The sequence below is a fragment of the Pseudomonas oryzihabitans genome, from assembly GCF_007665395.1.
Classification (GTDB): domain Bacteria; phylum Pseudomonadota; class Gammaproteobacteria; order Pseudomonadales; family Pseudomonadaceae; genus Chryseomonas; species Chryseomonas psychrotolerans_C.
Genome location: NZ_VDND01000005.1, coordinates 271299 through 285912 on the forward strand (window position 1 = coordinate 271299; position 14614 = coordinate 285912).

The following is a 14614-nucleotide window of genomic DNA, read 5'->3' on the forward strand; positions in this document are numbered from 1 at the left end:
TCAGCGGTACTGGCGTACCACCGTGTTCTGGTTGCTTCCGTACTGGACGATGCGGCTGGACAGGCCCGAGCCATGCTGCTCGATGCGGGCGTTGCCCTGGACGCCGAGTTGCAGGATGTCGGCCTGGTTGCCGTTGCCGACCTGCTCGATGCGCGCGACGTTGCCATAGCCACCCTGGAGGATGACCGCGCTCAGGTCGCTGCCGTCCTGCAGCAGGCTGGCTTCCTGGGCGGCACCGCTCTGGACGACCCGAGCGCGCAGCGCGGTGCCACGCTGGTCGATGAGCGCCTGGTTGCCCACGCCGAACTGGCGGATGGCGGCGTCGCGCTGGGCGGCCGGCAGCTGCCCCAGGTCACCGGTTTCCATGAGGTCGGCGGCCGACGCGCTGGCCCCCAGGCCGAGCGCCAGGGCGAGGATCACGGCGAGGCCGTGGAAGGGGCTGCGCATGGCTGTCACCGTCATTGCGTGGATTCTCCGCGAAGCATTGTCCGGAGCCGCCTGGCCCATCGCTATCGCTCCAGGGAGCGAAACCCGCTCGACGCCAGGCTTAAGCCCTAGCGCCGGGTCGGCTCCAGGTACTTGGTCAGCGCCGGATCGCGCGGATCGCGGCCGTCGGCCACCAGCCACAGGCGCCGCTCCACGCCCTGGGCGACCAGATGGGCGACCGCCGCCTCGATGGCCGAGAGCACGCACAGCTGCGCCGGTTCGTTGGTGGTGTAGCCGGACTCGGCTTCGAGCAGCTTCTTGAATTCGATGAACTTGAAGACGCCGGCCTGACGGCCGATGGAATAGATGGTCTTGGAGGTCATGACATTGGCCAGCACCCGGCCGCTGCGGGTGTCGATGGCGCGCAGGTTCACCGTCACCTGGTCCACCCGGTATTCCTCGGACAGGCCGATGCCCAGGTAGCGCGCCCCTTCGCCGCCGCTGCGCACGTTGGTGTCGTAGGCCACCACGCCGCCTTCCAGTAGCAGGTTGGCCGCCTGCAGCGACGGCAGCGCCTGCTGCAGGTTTTCCGGCAGGTCCGGCTTGTTCTGGGTGGCGCGGATGATCTTGCGCTCGGTCAGCAGGTTCTGCAGGCCCTCGCGTTCGAGCACCACGAACCAGCCGCTGGCCTGCAGGGCGTCCACCAGCATGCTGCCGGCCCCCTGGGTGACGGCGGTGGAGAAGGAGCTGGCCGGATTGGGCTTGTATTGCCCGGTCTGGTCGCGAAAGCCGTAGACGGCCGCCACCAGCGGCCCCTTGGGCGGCGGCAGCGCCAGCAGGTCGTAGTAGGTGGAGGCGCGCGGCGTCAGGGTCGGCGCGGCGTTCTGTTCGGCCGGCATGGGATCGCGCACGCAGCCGGTCAGGACGAGGGCGGCGGTCAGGGCCGCCGCCAGGGAAAAGGCGTTCATGGCAGGCATCCGTGCTCAGGGTTGGTTGAAGCCGTTGACGGAGATTTCCGAAATCTCCCCGGTGCCGCGGTCGGTGATCTGTACCGTGAGGTTGCCGGAATCGTCGACGATATTGACGATGAACTGGTCGGTGGAGAGCGTGCCCGAGTTGCCGTCCTTGATGTCGGTCAGCACCTGGGACAGCAACCGCGATTCCAGCTGGCTGGTGAAGCGCTCCAGTGGTGACTGGCTGCTGGCACTGCTGCGCAGGTCCGGATCCTTGTGGCGATCCTGGGCGGTGGCGTTGTTCAGCAGGTAGCTGCCGTTGAGCGGATTGCCACCGAAGGACGGGTTCACCGGGGTGTAGACCAGCTCGGTCGCGGTGGCCGAGGCGATTCCCAGGATCCAGAGCAGTGGCAGGGCCTGCCAGGCGTGCGCGGTCATAACTCGTCCCTATCCATGTCGAAAGTGTCCTGCAGCAGGTTTTCCAGGCGGCGCCGGGTGATGCCCTCGTGGACCTGGTCCGCGGCGGCATAGGCCGCATTCTTGAGTTCGCTGTTGTTCGGCGGAATGAATTGCCGGTAGAGCAGCCGCTGCTCGTACTCGACCCAGACCAGGCTGCCCCAGCGCGCCGAGGGCCTTTCGCGGACCACCAGGTTGAAGTCTAGGTCGGTGGTGTCGGTGAGGCGGTCGGCGAAATGGCGATAGAAGTCGTGGCCGAAGCGCGAGATGGTGTTGTCCACCAGCAGCCCCTGGATGAGGTCGCCGTCGGCCCGCAGCGGTCCGGCCAGCAACAGGCCGAACAGCAGCCAGGCCGCCTTCATCCCGGCAGGTCCTGGCCGGCGTGGAAGCGCAGCGCCGCCTCGGCCCGGTTGGCGGCGCCGGTCTTGCGCAGCAGGTTGTGCATGTGGCTCTTGACGGTATGGGTGCTCAGGCAGAGCGCCTCGCCGATGGCCGCATTCGACAGGCCACGGCCGACCAGGCGCAGGATCTCCCGCTCGCGGCGGGTCAGGCCATCGGCCGCGCTGCTGGTGCGCTCCCGCGAGCGGCGCAGTAGGTGCGCCAGGATGGCGCGGGGCAGCCAGTCCTCGCCGGCCAGCAGGGCGCCCAGCCCCTGGAGCAGCTGCTCGCGGCTGGCCTGGGGCGCGAACACGCCCTGGATGGCGGGAAAGCGTTCGATCCAGGGCAGGGCCTGGTCATGGGTGGCGTTGAGAAAGGCCACCGTCACCGTCGGCGTCAGGCTTTCCAGCCAGCGCTCGAGGGGTGCCTCCGGCACGCTGCCGAGGTCGACCAGCACCAGGCTGGCCTCGCCGGCCTCATCCAGCGCCTGGCCGCAGGCCAATTCGATACCGTGGCGTTCTTCCAGGAAGGGTTTGAGCAATTCCGCCAGGAGGACGTTTCCCGTCGTCAGGCGGACCTTGCCCGCCGGTTCCATGCGCATGTCCATATGTGCTGCCTCATCATCCGTTGCGCGAACGCTGAGACAAATCGCGCAGGGCGACAAGAAAAAATTGACCGATTTCCAACGACTTGACGGCTCTGTGGACCGCTTGGCAGATTGCCACCAGCTTGGCGTTTCGCTGCTAGCTCCAAGGGCTTAGCTCCAAGGATGGAGCCGCGGCGCCCGGGGAGGGCGCCGGTCGCGTTCAGCGGGTCAGGGTGACCTTGCGCAGATGGCGCGGCTGGTCCGGGTCCTGGCCACGGGCCTCGGCCAGCAGCGCGGCCATGCGGTAGAAACTCTGGATCGCCAGGAGCCCGTCCAGGTCGGGATGACCGGCGACGGCCAGGGGCAGGTCGCGTTCGGCGATCTCGTCCGGCGCCGCCAGCAGCACCCGCGCACCCCGCCCGCGCAGGTCCTGGGCCAGCTGCAGCAGGCCGGCCTGCTCGGGGCCGCGCAGAGCGAAGATCAGCAGCGGATAGCCACGCTCCACCAGGGCCAGCGGGCCATGCTGCAATTCCGCGCCACTGAAGGCCTCGCCCTGCAGCGCCGAGGTTTCCTTGAGCTTGAGCGCCGCCTCCTGGGCGATGGCGAAGCCGGGTCCGCGGCCGACCACCATGCAGCGCTCGGCGTCGCGCAGCACCGGCAGGGCCGGTGCCCAGCTCAGCTCGGCGGCGCCATCCAGGGCCGCGGGCAGGGCCGCACCGGCCGCGAGCAGCGCCTCGTCCTGCTGCCAGTGGGCGATCAGCCGGGCCGCGGCGGCCAGGGTGGCGATGAAGCTCTTGGTGGCGGCGACGCTCCGTTCGGGCCCGGCCTGGACGCCGATGGCGTGGCGACAGGCGAGGGCCAGCGGTGAGTCGATCTCGTTGACCAGGGCCGCGGTGCGGGCGCCATAGCGATCCAGGGCGGTGAGCGTCTCGATCAGGTCCGGACTGCGACCCGACTGGGAAAAGCCCAGCGCGAGCTGGCCTTCGACGCGCAGCGGTGCCTGGCGCAGGGTGACCAGCGAGGGCGGCAGGGACAGCACTGGCAGGCCGAGATGGGCCATGGCCAGGTAGGCGAAGTAGCTGGCCGCATGGTCCGAGCTGCCACGGGCCACGGTCAGCGCCAGTTGCGGCGGGTCGGCCCGGAGATCGTCGGCCAGCGCCGCCAGGGCCTGGTCGATGGTCGCCAGTTGACGAGCGACCGCCGCACCGCTGGCGGCGGCTTCTTCGAGCATGAGCGAGGTCAAGAGGGTCTCCTGCAGCTAGGCCTGATGCTGCCCACTCTGCCATTCCGCCCGGTCGCCGACCAGCGCCGCGGAGCCGTCCGGTCGCGGACGCCCTCGCGGCGCGCGACGGACGTTCAGGCTCTTCGCCGTGGCGAGGCCGTCGACAACATCCTCCGCTCACGCCCTTTCTCCGGCAGCGCTCCGGGCCGGCGCCGCCGGGATCCGGCGCGCTAGAGCTTGAAGCGCGCCATCTGGGTGGCGAGGTGTTCGGCGTAGTGGTTCAGCGCCTGGCAGTCCTGATGGCACGTCTGGACGTCGCGGACGGTGGACTGGGCCAGGTCGGCGATGCCCTGGACGGTGACATTGATGTCTTCGGTCACCGAGCTCTGCTCCTCGGTGGCGGTGGCCACCTGTTGATTGCGGTCCGCGAGCGCCGCGACCTGGTCGGCGATCCGGTTCAGCGACTCGCCGGTCTGCTGGCTGGACCTCACGCCAGTGCGGGTGGCCGCCTGGCCAGCCCGTATCGAGGCGACCGCCTGGGCGGCGCCCGTGCGCAACTGGCCCATGATGGCCTGGATCTCGCCCGTCGCGCCCTGGGTGCGTCCCGCCAGGGTCCGCACCTCATCGGCGACCACGGCGAAGCCGCGCCCGCTTTCACCGGCGCGCGCGGCTTCGATCGCCGCATTGAGGGCGAGCAGGTTGGTCTGGTCGGAAATGCCGCGAATGGTGGTGGCGATCCGCTCGATCGTGGTGATCTGCTCGGCCAGCTGTTCCACCACCGCCGCGGAGAGGCCTATGTCATGCGACATGCCCTCGATGGTGGCGATCGACTGCCCCACCACCGTCCTGGCCGAGCTCGCCTCCTGCTGGGTAGCGTGCGACACCCCTGCGGCTTCGGCGGCATTCCGGGCGATTTCCTGGACCGTCAGGCCCATCTCGTGCACGGCGGTGGCGACCGTCTCGGTCATCTCCTGCTGGCGCACCGCCCGGGTCGCCGTCCCGTCGACGACCTGGGCCACGCCCCGGACGCTGCGCCGCAACTCTTCGCTGGTCTGCAGGGCATCGCCGATCAACTGCCGCAGGCTCTCGATGAAGCGGTTGAAGCCGCGGGCGAGGTCACCCAGCTCGTTTTCGCGCTGCGCGTCCAGGCGCCGGCTGAGATCGCCCTGGCCGCCGCCGATGTCCACCAGCGCCGCCGTCACCTGGCGTATCGGCCGGACGATGCCGCGGGCGATCCAGGCCATGAACAGCAGGAAGAGCAGGACGATCGCCAGGCTGATGGCCCCGATGAGCGTCAGGGTCTGGCGCGCCGGGCCGTACACCTCGGCCGCGGGAATCTCGCCGACCAGCACCCAGCCGAGCGAGGCCACCGGCCGGCTCAGCGCCAGATAGTCTTCGCCGTCGCGGCTGAACTGCAGGGTTTCCCCCTGGCCCGCACCGGCCTTCAGCAGCGCCTGGGCCGGCGCCGCGCCGGTCAGCTCGGCCAGGGTCGCGACGTCGTTCCTATTCGCCTCGGGATGGATCTTGATCCTGCCGTCGGCACTCACGAGATAGACCCGCCCCTGGCTGCCGAAGCGAAATTCGCGGATCAGCTCGGACAGCGTGCTCAGGCTGAAACCGAGTCCGGCGACGCCCAGGGCTTTCCCGTCTCGCTCGATGCGCTGGTTGATGAACAGGGTCGGGACCTTGGTGCTCTGGTCGACATCGATATCCAGCGTCTGCGCCTTGCCGCTGTCGAGGAAGTCGTAGAACCAGCGATTCTCCGGCGCACCGCTCAGGAGGGTGCGATTGAGGCCCTGGTCGGTGAAGTAGTGGCCACTGTCCTTGGCGACGATGAAGGTGGAAAGCGCCTGCTGCCGGGTCTTGATGTCGGCCAGGTAGCGGATGAAGGCCGCTTGCTGGCTGGCCGCTTCCCCAGTGGCGAGCCAGTCGCTGACCAGCGTGTTGCTGGCGATGGCCGTGGCGGCGTTCAGCGGAGCGGCGAGCAAGCGCTCCAGGTCGTTGCGAATGGCCTCGACGCTGGCCGGCATGGCCTGTTCGACCAGGTAGCGATCGCTGAGCCTGTTCAGGGCGAAGGCATAGAGGGCGATGATGATCAGGCTGCTGATGAGCAGGGCCGCCCCCATGCTGGCCGTCAGTTGGAATTGGATACTCTTGCGCCAGCGCTGCATGACAAACCCCGGGAATCAGACGAAAAAACATGACCGTTTGGACAACTTTTCATCCTGGAACAAAAGTCGTGCCAGCGTCTGCTGCCCAGGCCCGCGCCCGGGGCTAGATCCCCTGCCGTCGGTGGCGGCCAGCGCGTCGCCATCCGAGCGGCCCCAAGTCAGTGCAACACTGTCCGCCGGTGACCGATATTGTGGCCAGATGACATCAGGCGTGCTGTTTCAGGCGCAACCCAACGGGCGCCTGGGCCAGCAGAGCGCAGGTGGAGTCTGCTCCCAAGATTCGGCCCGGGCGGTCGGACGGGTCCCGCACGGAGGGGGTCTACCCGGGCCGCGCGGCGCTCCAGGGCAGTCGCACCGGAGGCATCCAGGGCGCAATGCCTGCCACTAGTCCCCCTCGTCCGCCGCGCCGCCGGTGAATTGCAGGTCGTGCTTGCGCAGCTTGTCGGAGAGCGTCTTGCGCGGCAGGCCCAGGGCTTCGGCGAGGCTACGCAGGGAGGCGTGGGGCTTGGCCAGTTCGCGCTGGATGAGGTCGCGCTCGAAGGCCTCGACCTGTTCGCCGAGGCCGGCGGCTTGCCCAGCCGGCGGCGGCGCAGGTAGGGCCGCTGCAGGGGCCACCGGTGGCGCCCCCAGGGGCGCTAGGGGGGCGTAGGCGCTGTTGTCCAGGGCCAGGTCCAGGCCCAGGGCGAAGCGCTCGGCGGCGTTCTGCAACTCGCGCACGTTGCCGGGCCAGCGGTGGGCGATCAGCGCGGCGCGCTGCTCGGCATCGGGGTCACGCACGGGCGTGCCATGACGTTCGGCGGCGGCCCGGGCGAAATGACCGAACAGCGGCAGGATGTCTTCGCTGCGCTCGCGCAGGGCGGGAATGCGCAGGGTAGCGACGTTCAGCCGATAGTAGAGGTCGGCGCGGAAGCGGCCCTGGTCGGCGGCCTGGCGCAGGTCTTCCTTGGTCGCGGCGACCACCCGGATGTCCAGCGGGATCTGCTGGTTGGAGCCCAGCCGCTCGACCTTGCGTTCCTGCAGCAGGCGCAGCAGCTTGACCTGGACGTCCAGGCTCATGCTCTCGATCTCGTCGAGGAACAGGGTACCGCCACTGGCGTATTCGAACTTGCCAATGCGTCTCTTCTGGGCGCCGGTGAAAGCGCCCTGTTCGTGGCCGAAGAGTTCGCTCTCCACCACGGACTCGGCGAGGGCGCCGGCGTTGATGGCGACGAAGGGGCCGTCACGGCGATTCGACAGGTCGTGCAGCGCACGGGCCACCACCTCCTTGCCGGCACCGGTTTCGCCATGGATCAGCACATCGGCCTGGGTCGCGGCCAGGGCGCCGATCTGGTCGCGCAGCCGGGCCATGCCCGGGGTCTGGCCGATCAGCCGGGTCTGCAATTCCTGCCGCTCGGCCAGGGCCAGGCGCAGGCTGCGGTTCTCCAGCACCAGGTGGCGGGCACCCAGGGCGCGGCGCACGCTGTCGATCAGGGCATCGTTGGCGAAGGGCTTTTCCAGGAAGTCGTAGGCCCCGGCGCGCATGGCCTGCACCGCCAGGGGCACATCGCCGTGGCCGGTGATCAGCACCACCGGCAATTCGGGATCACGCTGGTGCAGCTGGGCCAGCAACTCCAGGCCATCGATACCGGGCATGCGGATATCGCTGACCACCACCCCGGGCCAGTCGCGCACCCTGGCCAGCTCCAGCTCGCGGGCATCGGCCAAGGCGGTGACCTTGAAGCCGGCCAGGTCGAGGGTCTGGCTCAGCGCCAGGCGCAGGTGGGCGTCGTCGTCGATCAGCAGGATCTGGCTGGCGGGATCGAAGGGGGGCAGGGCGCTCATGACAAAGACCTAAGAGTGGAGGGGCGGCGCGGTCATCCGCGGACTTCTTCCTGGGGCACCGAGGCGACCCCTGGCTTGCCGTGCAGCAGATAGAGGCGTACCTCGGCGCCACCGTCGGCATGGTTGGACAGGTGCAGGTGGCCGCCCAGGGTGCGCAACAGGTTATCGCAGATCGCCAGGCCCAGGCCGAGCCCCTGGGCGGTGGCCTTGGTGGTGAAGAAGGGTTCGTGGGCGCGCGCCAGGGCCTCGCTGGAGAAGCCAGGGCCGTTATCCCTCAGGATCAGCGTCACGCCGCGTTCGTCGAGGCGGGTGGTCAGCCACAGGCGGCGGGTACTGGTCTTTTCCGCCAGGGCATCGAGGGCGTTGCTCAGCAGGTTGCTGATGATCTGCCGCAGGCGGGTTTCCCCGGCCTGCACCCACAGCGGCGCATCGGGCAGGTCGCGGATCAGCTCCACCTGCATCGCCCGCCGGCGGGCGGCGACCAGCGCCAGGGCGTCTTCCAGGGCACCCTGCAGCACCACGCTCTCCGGCGCCCGGCGGGCCCCGCGGGCATAGGCCTTGAGGTGGGCGATGATGTTGGCCATGCGCGTGGTCAGCTCGCCGATCAGCTTGAGGTTGCCGCGGGCGTCGTCCAGGCGATCGTGGTCGAGCAGCACGACGGCGTTTTCCGTGTAGCTGCGGATGGCCGCCAGCGGCTGGTTGAGTTCGTGGCTGATGCTGGCCGACATGGTGCCCAGGGCCGACAGCTTGCCGGCCTGCACGGCCTCGTCCTGGGCGCGCATGAGTTCGCGCTGGGCCTGCTCGCGGTCGTGGACCTCCTGCTGCAGGCGGGCGTTGAGCGTCTGCAGGTCGCGGGTACGTTCCTCCACGTTCAGCTCCAGGTCGCGCTTGGCCCGGGCGTCCAGCGCCAGGCGCTCGATGAAGTGGCGACGTCTCAGCGTCATCACCACCAGCAGCAGGAGCAGCGCCAGCAGGGTCGCCGCCCCGACGTAGAGAGCGCTGCGTACCTGGCGCTCGGCCATTTCCCGCGGCGCCAGGATCTGCGCCGTCCAGCCCACCTCGTCCAGCGCCCGGGTCTGGGTCAGCCAGTCGTTGGGCACAAGGGTCAGGGGCGCGGGATTGGTGGTGGGATAGGGGCGGTTGGCATTGACCTGCTCGCGCTGGCGTTCGTCCAGCGGATGGGTGGCGCGAAAGCGCCAGGCGTCGTGCGAGGTGAGGATGACCACGCCCAGGTCGTCGGTGACCAGGAGTTGCTCGGGCGCGTTGCCCCAGAGCTTTTCCGCGCTGTCCAGGTCCACCTTGACCACCACCACGCCGGTGGCGCGCCCGCCGTCGCGCACGGCAGCGGCGAAATAGTAGCCGCGCTTGCTCGAGGTGGTGCCGAGGCCGAAGAAGCGCCCCGGTTGCCCCTGCATGGCCGCCTTGTAGTAGGGGCGGAAGGAGAAGTCGCGACCGACGAAGGTGTCCGGCTGGCGATAGTTGGAGCTGGCCAGGCAGGTGCCATCGTCCTGCATCAGGTAGATGACGTCCGCCCCGGTGCGCTGGCGGATGTCCTCCAGCATCTGGCTGGCGGCGTCCTGGGCGCTGCGGTCCCCCTGGCGTTCCAGGGCGTTGCGCAGTACCGGCAGATCACCCAGCAGGTCCGGCAGCACCTCGTAGCGCCTCAGGGTGCCCAGCAGGTTGGCCACGTAAAGGTCCAGGGTCTGGCCGTTCTGCTCGGCCAGTTGCGCCTCGTAATAGTGCTGGGCGGCATAACGCAGCGGGATCAGCAGCAGTGTCAGGCCCAGCGCCAGCAGCAGCAGGCTGCTCCAGCGGGGGCGCTTGGGAAGGTGCGGGCTCTTGGACATGCGCGGCTACGGTAGAGGGACTCGCTGCATTATGCCCAAGGCCGGCGCTAGGCGAAGGGGGCGGCAGACTGTTAACGCCTTGGCAGTCGGCCGAAATATCTTGTTACCAATGGCCTCGCCTGTGGAAGAGCACACGGTTTTCTGCGGCGAAAGGCGGCTAACTGAATCCGCAATCAGCCAATGACGGAGTGACTTCCATGAAAAGCACCACCCTCTGCCTGACCCTCGCCGGCCTCCTGGCCACCTCGGCCGCCTTCGCCCAGACGGCACCCGCCGATCCTGCCGCGACGCCCGGGGCCAGCACCAGCGCGCCCGCCGCCAAGACCGGCAAGCAGGCCACCACCCACCACAAGAAGGTGGCCCACAAGAAGGTCCACAAGGCCGCCACCAGCGGCAGCTGATCTGCGGCGCGGCACCTCCCCGGGCGGGAGGTGCCTAAACAGGGGTGAATCCGCTGTCGAGGAATCGTCCCATGCGCAAGACCCTGCTGCTTCCCGCTCTCTTCCTGGGCCTCGGCCTGTCCGGCGCGGTCCTGGCCCAGACCAGCCCGACCAACCCTCCGGCCACCCCTGCGCGGCCCGATCCCACCAGCACCCATGGCCTGGAGAAGGCGCCCAGCACCGGCGTCGGTGCGGCCGACAACGGCTCCAGTGGCGGCTCCGGCAGCGATACCGGCAGCGACCACGTGAAGAAGCCCAAGACCCAGCACAAGGATCACTAGGGCACCCGCCTATTCCCCCGGGGAATGATCCAATGAGCAAAGATCGCTTGAGCCGCGCGGGCGGCCGTGTCGAAATCGGCTTCTAGCCTGAGCCAGGAGCCGCTCCCATGACCGCCCCGTCGCTGCTTTCCCCGGACGCCATCCGCACCCGTTTCTCCCAGGCGATGTCGGCGATGTACCGCCAGGAGGTCCCCCAGTACGGCACCCTGCTGGAGCTGGTCGCCGCGGTGAATGCCGGCCAACCAGGCTTCGCCCAGGACTCCGCGGAACGCCTGGACCTGGAACGGCACGGTGCCATCCGCGTCGGCACGGCCGAGGAGCTGGCCACCCTGCGCCGCCTGTTCGCCGTCATGGGCATGCAGCCGGTCGGCTACTACGATCTGAGCGTGGCGGGCGTACCCGTGCATTCCACCGCCTTCCGCCCCGTGGCGCCTGAGGCCCTGCAGGTCAATCCCTTCCGCGTCTTCACCTCGCTGCTGCGCCTGGAGCTGATCGAAGACGCCGAGCTGCGCCAGCTGGCCGAAGAGGTCCTCGCCGCCCGCCGTATCTTCACCCCCGGCGCGCTGGAGCTGATCGAGCGCGCCGAAGCCCAGGGTGGCCTCTGCGATGCCGAGGCCGATGCCTTCGTCCAGGAAGCTCTGGAAACCTTCCGCTGGCACCGCGAAGCCAATGTCGACGCAGGCCTCTACCAGCGCCTGCACGATGCCCACCGGCTGATCGCCGACGTGGTCTGCTTCAAGGGCCCGCACATCAACCACCTGACCCCGCGCACCCTCGACATCGACGCCGTCCAGGCCAAGATGCCCGCCCGCGGCATCGCGCCCAAGGAGACCATCGAAGGCCCGCCCCGTCGCCAGTGCCCCATCCTGCTGCGCCAGACCAGCTTCAAGGCGCTGGAAGAGCCCATCCTGTTCCAGGGCGAGGTCCAGGGCTCGCACACGGCGCGCTTCGGCGAGATCGAACAACGCGGCGTGGCCCTCACCCCGGCCGGCCGCCAGCGCTACGACGAACTGCTGCAGGAAGTCCGCCAGCGCAGCAAGGTTGCGGGTAGCGACTATGCGACCGTACTGGCCGAGGTATTCCAGGCCCTGCCGGATGACTGGGACGAACTGCGCCGCCAGGGCCTGGCCTGGTTCCGCTATCGTGTCGCAGCGGACGTCCGCTCAGGCGTGGATACCGCCGATCCCGACGCCCTGATCGCCGTCGGCCAGCTGATCGCCGATCCCATCACCTACGAAGACTTCCTGCCCGTCAGCGCCGCCGGCATCTTCCAGTCCAACCTGGGTGCCGGCAGCCAGCAGGAATACCAAAGCGGCGGCAATCGCGCTGCCTTCGAAGCTGCACTCGGCGCGCCGGTGCTCGACGAGATGGCGCTGTATGAGCGCCAGCAGCGCGAGTCCTTGGACGTCGCCCTGGCTGCCCTGGGCCGCCCCGCCTAGAATGATGGCTCCCGCGTCGGCGGCCCAGGCCCCGACGCCCGCCCCTGGCAGGCAGCCACGATGTTCACCAAACTCGATCCGACCGACTGGCAGCTCATCCACCTGCTGCAACAGAACGCCCGCACCTCCAACGCCACCCTGGCCCGCCAGCTGGGCCTGGCGCGCACCACCGTGGTCACCCGCCTGGCACGCCTGGAGCGCGAAGGCATCATCCAGGGCTACGGCCTGCGCCTGGGCTCCGAACTGGAACAAGCCGCCGTGCGCGCCTACTGCGCCATCAGCGTCCTGCCACGCAGCACTGCCGGCGTCATCCGTGCCCTGGAAAAGATGATCGAGGTGGAGGAAGTCTCCTCCGTCAGCGGCCAATTCGACTACCTGGCCTTCCTGCGCTGCACCACCCACGAAAAGCTCGACGAACTGCTCGACCGCATCGGCAATCTGGAGGGGGTGAAGCAGACGCAGACGTCGATCATCCTGAATCGGAAGATCGATCGGCGGGGTGGGGCAGGGGCAGCCTAGCAACTCCTTGTCAGGATTGCCGGCTGCGGTATTCGGCGCTGCCTTTGATGGCGGTGGCGACATCGTCCAGCGTCATGGCACCGCTGGTCACCTGGGACATCCAGTTAGTCAGTCCACCCGCGTCGGCCTCTCGGCTCAGGTAGTTCCGATAAAGCTGCTGAATCATTGATTGAGCGTAAGCCTGGCCTTCCGAACTACCGGCGATGGCGGCTTTCACCGCGGCAATGGTCATCACTCCGTCAGAAATCTGCTTCGCCCAGGTGCTCAGGCCCGACGGGTCGGCATTGCGTCCCAGGTAGGAGACGTAAAGCTGATTGACCGTATTTTGCAGATTCCCTTGATACTCGGTACTGCCAATCAACGCTGCAGCGATGGAATTGACCGTCATAGCGCCACTGTTCAGTTGACCTGCCCAATAGCTGAGGCCTGCGCTATCCGCGCTCCGCCCCAGATAGCTTTGGTAAAGTCGCTCCACGGCCACGCGATTCTGGTACTCAGCACTGGCCACGATGGCATTGATGACACCAGCCAGAGTCATGCTGCCACTGGCCATTTGGGTAGACCAGAAAGTCAGGCCGGCCTGGTCGGCTTCTCGTCCTAAATAATCACGATAAACGCTTGCGACGGTGCTGGTGTAGCTGGAGCTGTCGACCGCCGTGGCAGTTTCATTCGTGCTTGATAGGGGACCGATCTGCGTGCAGCTCGAATCATCCAGATAGGCCTTCAGCGTGGCCCATTGAGGGCGATCCACGCCATTGATAGGTTCGACGGAAAGATTGTAATTGGCCCAGCCTGGGCCGGCCGCCCAATAGGTCGCTGGTATGCAATTCTGTTTCAGGTAGGCCAGCATCCGGCCCATGATCACATTCCAACGAGGATCGCTGTCCGGGACCCCGAATTCACCGATCATGCCGCGTTTGCCGTTCTTCTTTAGCCAATCGACGAAAGGCTTCACCCGCTGGACACCGTAGTCGTCCGGATAGGCACTGGCACTGGTCACCGCGTAGTTACCACCGCCTCCCTCGCCATCGAAGTAGGTATGCGCCTGGAAGATCAGATTGTTGGCCGGATCCTTCAAGGCAAGCAGGGCGTCGTTCCATTGTGGCCAACGGGTCGCTTCGGCCCAACCATTGCCTTCGATCATGATCGGCCGGGTCGAATCGACTGAGCGAACGCCGTTGATGCCGTACTGGGCGGCTACAGACCACTGAGCCACGGCGTCGTGGGGTTCGTTCATGATGTCGTAGGCATACAGAGACGTATGCGAGCTCCAGCGCTGAGCGATACGTGTCAGGACGTCTTGGTATTGAGCATAGGCAACGTTGCCCGTTCCTATCACCACCCCGCGGTAGCGCATGTAGTTATGAAGATCGAGGATGATCTTCATGCCGTACTTGTCGGCGTAACCGAAGGTGCGATCGATGAGGGCTGCGTACGTCGGATCCAGAGCGCCTCCCAGGGTCGGCTGCAAGCGCTCCCAGATGATTGGGAAACGAATCAGCTTCACACCGCGAGCGCTCCACTGGCTGAAGTAGGCTTCGCTTGGGAAAATGTAATTCGTGCCGTTGATCCCAGGCAGTACCTGCGAGGCGAATCCGGCCCCGGACAGATTGAGGCCGACAAGGCTGACCGTTTGCGCCCATGCCGTGCCGGAGCAGGAGCCTGCGGTGATGCCAAGCAAAAGGGCGAGCTTCATGACCCCCCGGTGAGAACGCCAGCTATTGACCATGTCGAACCACTGCATCGATTTGAGGTGCATTGCCTTCGTGCAACCGCTATTGGTTGAACGCGCCAGAAGAGGAACTAAAGACGTATCTGGCGTCGGCGAGCTTTCTTGAGTCGCGACCGATGAATGGCGCCTGGGGTGACGGCAGCCAGGGGTGACGGCTGGGGTCGCAGACCGCGCTTTCCCCAAGCGCTAGGCGACGAGAAGGGGTTTCCTGGCCGGCGGGGCGCTCGATCAGTAAGCCGGTCAAAGCGTCGTCGTACCCATTGCGAGATCCAAATTTGGATTCCAGACGGTGTTAATTGATATCGTAGCGCCCGGCTTGGCCGCAGATCCGCCTTGCCAGAGC

At 67.5% G+C, this 14614-nt stretch carries 14 protein-coding genes and 1 pseudogene; 4 read left to right on the forward strand and 11 right to left on the reverse strand.

Features of this window, described 5'->3' with window-relative positions; genetic code table 11:
• The 10 genes and pseudogenes from FSV73_RS13405 to FSV73_RS13445 all read right to left on the reverse strand — a co-directional run bounded on the left by FSV73_RS13405 (window position 1) and on the right by FSV73_RS13445 (window position 9860).
• Window positions 1–447 carry a curli fiber surface-exposed nucleator CsgB gene (locus FSV73_RS13405; protein WP_145008349.1) on the reverse strand — a complete coding sequence of 149 codons (447 nt, stop codon included), beginning with the start codon at window positions 445–447 and terminating at the stop codon, window positions 1–3.
• 107 nt (window positions 448–554) lie between these two features.
• Window positions 555–1394 carry a CsgG/HfaB family protein gene (locus FSV73_RS13410; RefSeq protein ID WP_017641598.1) on the reverse strand — a complete coding sequence of 280 codons (840 nt, stop codon included), beginning with the start codon at window positions 1392–1394 and terminating at the stop codon, window positions 555–557.
• A gap of 15 nt (window positions 1395–1409) precedes the next feature.
• Window positions 1410–1817, reverse strand: a complete 408-nt coding sequence (locus tag FSV73_RS13415) for a curli assembly protein CsgF (RefSeq protein ID WP_145008350.1) — start codon at window positions 1815–1817, stop codon at window positions 1410–1412.
• A complete protein-coding gene (csgE, locus tag FSV73_RS13420) occupies window positions 1814–2197 on the reverse strand; it encodes a curli production assembly/transport protein CsgE (protein WP_145008351.1) in 384 nt (127 codons plus the stop codon). The genes FSV73_RS13415 and csgE overlap by 4 nt, the downstream gene beginning before the upstream one ends.
• Window positions 2194–2820 (reverse strand): helix-turn-helix transcriptional regulator, encoded by a 627-nt coding sequence (locus tag FSV73_RS13425; RefSeq protein WP_145008352.1) that lies wholly within the window; start codon window positions 2818–2820, stop codon window positions 2194–2196. The genes csgE and FSV73_RS13425 overlap by 4 nt, the downstream gene beginning before the upstream one ends.
• A gap of 199 nt (window positions 2821–3019) precedes the next feature.
• Complete coding sequence (locus tag FSV73_RS13430; protein ID WP_186309234.1) at window positions 3020–4030, reverse strand: SIS domain-containing protein; 1011 nt, start codon at window positions 4028–4030, stop codon at window positions 3020–3022.
• Between the two features lie 221 nt (window positions 4031–4251).
• Window positions 4252–4989, reverse strand: coding sequence for a methyl-accepting chemotaxis protein (locus tag FSV73_RS26145; protein WP_437179286.1), 738 nt, complete (start codon window positions 4987–4989; stop codon window positions 4252–4254).
• A gap of 117 nt (window positions 4990–5106) precedes the next feature.
• Window positions 5107–6192, reverse strand: a pseudogene (locus FSV73_RS26150) (cache domain-containing protein); the annotation flags it as partial.
• 384 nt (window positions 6193–6576) lie between these two features.
• Window positions 6577–8013, reverse strand: a complete 1437-nt coding sequence (locus FSV73_RS13440; protein ID WP_145008355.1) for a sigma-54-dependent transcriptional regulator — start codon at window positions 8011–8013, stop codon at window positions 6577–6579.
• Between the two features lie 32 nt (window positions 8014–8045).
• The gene (locus FSV73_RS13445; protein ID WP_145008356.1) at window positions 8046–9860 is read right to left on the reverse strand and encodes a sensor histidine kinase; all 1815 of its coding nucleotides are present in this window, start codon (window positions 9858–9860) and stop codon (window positions 8046–8048) included.
• Window positions 9861–10057: 197 nt separating this feature from the next.
• On the opposite strand from FSV73_RS13445, the gene FSV73_RS13450 reads away from it, so the two are divergent.
• The 4 genes from FSV73_RS13450 to FSV73_RS13465 all read left to right on the forward strand — a co-directional run bounded on the left by FSV73_RS13450 (window position 10058) and on the right by FSV73_RS13465 (window position 12539).
• The gene (locus tag FSV73_RS13450) at window positions 10058–10261 is read left to right on the forward strand and encodes a hypothetical protein (protein ID WP_145008357.1); all 204 of its coding nucleotides are present in this window, start codon (window positions 10058–10060) and stop codon (window positions 10259–10261) included.
• Window positions 10262–10332: 71 nt separating this feature from the next.
• Entirely contained in the window at window positions 10333–10581 is a 249-nt protein-coding gene (locus FSV73_RS13455) for a hypothetical protein (protein WP_145008358.1), read from the forward strand.
• 107 nt (window positions 10582–10688) lie between these two features.
• Entirely contained in the window at window positions 10689–12020 is a 1332-nt protein-coding gene (hglS, locus tag FSV73_RS13460; RefSeq protein ID WP_145008359.1) for a 2-oxoadipate dioxygenase/decarboxylase HglS, read from the forward strand.
• A gap of 60 nt (window positions 12021–12080) precedes the next feature.
• Window positions 12081–12539, forward strand: a complete 459-nt coding sequence (locus FSV73_RS13465; protein WP_145008360.1) for an Lrp/AsnC family transcriptional regulator — start codon at window positions 12081–12083, stop codon at window positions 12537–12539.
• A 10-nt stretch (window positions 12540–12549) separates the two neighbouring features.
• Here FSV73_RS13465 and FSV73_RS13470 read toward each other — a convergent pair whose 3' ends face one another.
• Window positions 12550–14235, reverse strand: a complete 1686-nt coding sequence (locus FSV73_RS13470) for a cellulase family glycosylhydrolase (RefSeq protein ID WP_260856081.1) — start codon at window positions 14233–14235, stop codon at window positions 12550–12552.
• Between the last annotated feature and the right edge of the window lie 379 nt (window positions 14236–14614).

Excerpts from the sequence above, each read along its gene's own strand:
- FSV73_RS13405 (WP_145008349.1), bottom strand. The coding sequence starts at position 447 with ATGCGCAGCCCCTTCCACGGCCTCGCCGTGATCCTCGCCCTGGCGCTC.
- FSV73_RS13410 (WP_017641598.1), bottom strand. The coding sequence starts at position 1,394 with ATGAACGCCTTTTCCCTGGCGGCGGCCCTGACCGCCGCCCTCGTCCTG.
- FSV73_RS13415 (WP_145008350.1), bottom strand. The coding sequence starts at position 1,817 with ATGACCGCGCACGCCTGGCAGGCCCTGCCACTGCTCTGGATCCTGGGA.
- csgE (WP_145008351.1), bottom strand. The coding sequence starts at position 2,197 with ATGAAGGCGGCCTGGCTGCTGTTCGGCCTGTTGCTGGCCGGACCGCTG.
- FSV73_RS13425 (WP_145008352.1), bottom strand. The coding sequence starts at position 2,820 with ATGGACATGCGCATGGAACCGGCGGGCAAGGTCCGCCTGACGACGGGA.
- FSV73_RS13430 (WP_186309234.1), bottom strand. The coding sequence starts at position 4,030 with ATGCTCGAAGAAGCCGCCGCCAGCGGTGCGGCGGTCGCTCGTCAACTG.
- FSV73_RS26145 (WP_437179286.1), bottom strand. The coding sequence starts at position 4,989 with ATGACCGAGACGGTCGCCACCGCCGTGCACGAGATGGGCCTGACGGTC.
- FSV73_RS13440 (WP_145008355.1), bottom strand. The coding sequence starts at position 8,013 with ATGAGCGCCCTGCCCCCCTTCGATCCCGCCAGCCAGATCCTGCTGATC.
- FSV73_RS13445 (WP_145008356.1), bottom strand. The coding sequence starts at position 9,860 with ATGTCCAAGAGCCCGCACCTTCCCAAGCGCCCCCGCTGGAGCAGCCTG.
- FSV73_RS13450 (WP_145008357.1), top strand. The coding sequence starts at position 10,058 with ATGAAAAGCACCACCCTCTGCCTGACCCTCGCCGGCCTCCTGGCCACC.
- FSV73_RS13455 (WP_145008358.1), top strand. The coding sequence starts at position 10,333 with ATGCGCAAGACCCTGCTGCTTCCCGCTCTCTTCCTGGGCCTCGGCCTG.
- hglS (WP_145008359.1), top strand. The coding sequence starts at position 10,689 with ATGACCGCCCCGTCGCTGCTTTCCCCGGACGCCATCCGCACCCGTTTC.
- FSV73_RS13465 (WP_145008360.1), top strand. The coding sequence starts at position 12,081 with ATGTTCACCAAACTCGATCCGACCGACTGGCAGCTCATCCACCTGCTG.
- FSV73_RS13470 (WP_260856081.1), bottom strand. The coding sequence starts at position 14,235 with ATGAAGCTCGCCCTTTTGCTTGGCATCACCGCAGGCTCCTGCTCCGGC.